This window comes from Streptomyces sp. SID1328, assembly GCF_009865595.1.
Taxonomy (GTDB): domain Bacteria; phylum Actinomycetota; class Actinomycetes; order Streptomycetales; family Streptomycetaceae; genus Streptomyces; species Streptomyces griseoluteus.
This window is the reverse complement of the sequence record NZ_WWKH01000338.1, coordinates 1-2,864: the sequence shown is the minus strand read 5'-3', so window position 1 is coordinate 2,864 and position 2,864 is coordinate 1. Positions and strand designations below refer to the sequence as shown.

Sequence of the window (2,864 nt, the reverse complement as noted above, 5' to 3'; positions counted from 1 at the left end):
ACTCCACGAACGAGACCCCGGCGCTGCTGGTGATGCTCCGGGTGCTCGGACAGAGCGAGCCGGAGCCCGCCGCCGAACCGGCGTCCGTCACCCCGGTCGAGGGCGCGGTGCTGGCGCTGCTGGCCCGGGGCGCCACCACCGGCCGGGCCGCCCGTGAGCTGGGCCTGAGCCGGGACGGTGTCGCGTATCACCTGCGCCGCCTGTCCGCCCGCTGGCACGCGGCCAACCGCACCGAACTGGTCGCCCGCGCCTACGCCCTGGGGGTGCTCGCGCCCGGCGTGTGGCCGCCTCGGGCACGGGGCGCCGAGGCCGAGTAGGAACGGCGCGCGGAAAACCGCTTGGCCCGGCCCGGCGGCGCTCTATACCCTCGTAAACCTAGACCTCCTAGGCTCATGGCTACAATAGAAGGACTCTCCCGATGCGACCCCTCGCCGAGCAGGACATCCGCGCCTCCTTCGTCAACTGCTCCAAGGGCGACGCCAAGCGGCTGGCCGTCCCCCGCGACCTCGCCGAACGCCCCTGGGACGACCTGGACTTCCTGGGCTGGCGCGATCCGGGAGCGCCCGACCGCAGCTATCTGGTCCTCGAACGCGGCACCGCTCTGGTCGGCATCGCGCTGCGCTATCCGACGGTCCGGCGCGGCTTCCAGCACCGCAGCATGTGCTCGCTGTGCCTGACGACCCATCGCGGCGGCGGGGTCTCGCTGATGACCGCCCGCAAGGCCGGGGCGGCGGGCCGCGAGGGCAACTCCGTCGGCGTGTACATGTGTGCCGACCTGGCGTGTTCCCTGTATGTCCGGGGGAAGAAGGTGCCGGAGTCGGGGAGCAGGTTCGAGGAGAGCCTCACGACGGAGGAGCAGATCGCCCGCGCGGGCGGCAACCTGAACGCCTTCGTCGATCGCCTGTACGTCTGAGGGCTGCCCCTTTCGCGTACACGGTGCTCGAACGGCCCCGTTCGGCACGGTTACGGAAAGGGAAGACGCCAAAGGATGCCAGACGTACGGAAGTGGATGGACGCGCAGCAGCGACGCAAGTGGGCCGGGGCGCTGCGGCGCCTGGCCGCGCGCCGCCGGGAGCCGGTGGTCGTCCAGACACTGCGGTCGGCCGCCGCGGCCACGGTCGCCTATGTGATCGCGCTGCGGCTCAGCCCGGAACCGGCGCCGCTGACCGCGCCCCTGACGGCCCTGCTGGTCGTCCAGGTCACCTTCTTCGCCACCCTCACCAACGGCATCCGCCGGGTGAACTCCGTGGTGACGGGCGTGCTGGTCGCCATCGTCTTCAGCCTCCTGGTCGGCCTGACCTGGTGGAGCCTGGCCCTGCTGCTGGTGGCCGCCCTGAGCGTGGGTCACCTGGTGCGCGTGGACGAGTACGTGAACGAGGTGGCGATCAGCGCGATGCTCGTGCTCGGCGTCACCACGGTCGGCTACACCGCGTGGGCGCGGATCGTGGAGACCCTGATCGGCGCCATCATCGGCATGGCCTGCAATCTGCTGCTGCCGCCCCCGGTGTGGGTGGACGCGGCCGGGCGGTCCATCGAGGGGCTGGCCCGCAGGCTGCGTCAGCTCATGCTCCGGATGGGTGAGGAGGCGGCGGGCGCGATCCCCTGGCAGCGCGCGGCCGAACGGCTGCACGAGGCACGCCGGCTGGACCACGACATCATCCAGGTGGACGCGGCCCTGCGGCAGGCCGAGGAGAGCCTGAGGCTCAACCCGCGGGTCAAGGAGGGCCTGCTGCACCGGGTGGTGCTGCGCACCGGCCTCGACACCCTGGAGATCTGCACGGTCGTCCTGCGGGTACTGGCCCGCTCCTTCACCGACCTGGCGAAGGCACGCGGCCCCAAGGAGCTGTTCCCGCCGCCGATCGGGCAGACCGTGGAACAGGTGCTGTCCGAGATCGCGGACGCCGTGGTGAGCTTCGCGGTACTGGTGACCACCGACCTGAGCGCCAACGCCGAGTCGGCCGAGGCCCGGCTCACCGCCGAGCTGCACACGGCCGCCGCCACCCGCGACCGGCTCGCGGAGCAGCTCCTCGCGCACGTCGGGGAGGACCACGAGGACTGGCAGTTGCTCGGGGCCGTCCTCACCGAGGTCAGCCGGATCATCGACGAGCTGGACACCGAGCACCGCAGCCGCCGTCTCCTGGAGGAGCTGGACCGCGTCTCCCGCCAGCAGCGCGCGAAGATGCCCCGCATGAACCGCCTGCGCCAGCGCCTGGGCGTACAGGACGACCTCTGGCGGAACCGTGCGGGGGTCGGCGGGCGTTCTGGGTGAGGGGACACCGGGCGCGACCGGTGCCGGAGCTTCGAGGGGGCGGGCCGATGGCCGAGCGGGCCGGGGTGCGGATCGACGGGAACACGCTGCGGCTGGGCGAGGGGGTGGTGGTGCGGTTCGTGCGCACCCTGCGGCTCCCGGAGCGGGGTACGCATCCGCTGCCGCCGGGGCTGGGCGAGTTCCCGCTGCGCCGGGTCGCGGACTACGCCGACCGGGTACCGGAGGCGTGGCGGGCGCGCGGCGGGGTGCTGCTGCCGATGTACCTGCGCGAGGCGATGTGGCTCGGCTTCGCCGGGACGACGGAACCGGCCGCCCTCCAGGTCGGCGTGGGCAAGGTGTGCGCGGTCTCCGGCAAGCCCTGGCGGGGCGCGTTGGCGCGGGACCCGCAGAACTACGTCACGCTCCCCCGGCAGCCCTGGCTGGACGGCATCAACTCCGGCAGGGGCACCGTCCGCCAGTTCGTCGCCGTACCCCTCGGGCTCGGCGCCACCGTGGAGGGTCAGGTGACCGGCGAGGAGACCTGGGGCGGGCTGCAGTTGCAGGCGTTCGGGCTGCGCCCGGAGGCGCTCGCGCGGTGGCGGGAGGCCGAGCGCGC

3 protein-coding genes and 1 pseudogene are annotated in these 2,864 nt (G+C 73.0%); all 4 read left to right on the top strand.

Features of this window, described 5'->3' with window-relative positions:
- The coding region (locus GT030_RS10100; RefSeq protein ID WP_237522303.1) for a LuxR C-terminal-related transcriptional regulator at window positions 1-317 on the top strand (317 nt) is incomplete at its 5' end.
- A 101-nt stretch (window positions 318-418) separates the two neighbouring features.
- Complete coding sequence (locus GT030_RS10095; protein WP_161200807.1) at window positions 419-913, top strand: FBP domain-containing protein; 495 nt, start codon at window positions 419-421, stop codon at window positions 911-913.
- A gap of 96 nt (window positions 914-1,009) precedes the next feature.
- Entirely contained in the window at window positions 1,010-2,269 is a 1,260-nt protein-coding gene (locus tag GT030_RS10090; protein WP_237522304.1) for an aromatic acid exporter family protein, read from the top strand.
- Window positions 2,270-2,316: 47 nt separating this feature from the next.
- Window positions 2,317-2,864: pseudogene (locus GT030_RS10085) on the top strand (hypothetical protein); the annotation flags it as partial.

What these genes read in the sequence shown, in the direction of transcription:
- GT030_RS10090 (WP_237522304.1), top strand. Translation starts at nt 1,010, where the DNA reads ATGGACGCGCAGCAGCGACGCAAGTGGGCCGGGGCGCTGCGGCGCCTG.
- GT030_RS10095 (WP_161200807.1), top strand. Translation starts at nt 419, where the DNA reads ATGCGACCCCTCGCCGAGCAGGACATCCGCGCCTCCTTCGTCAACTGC.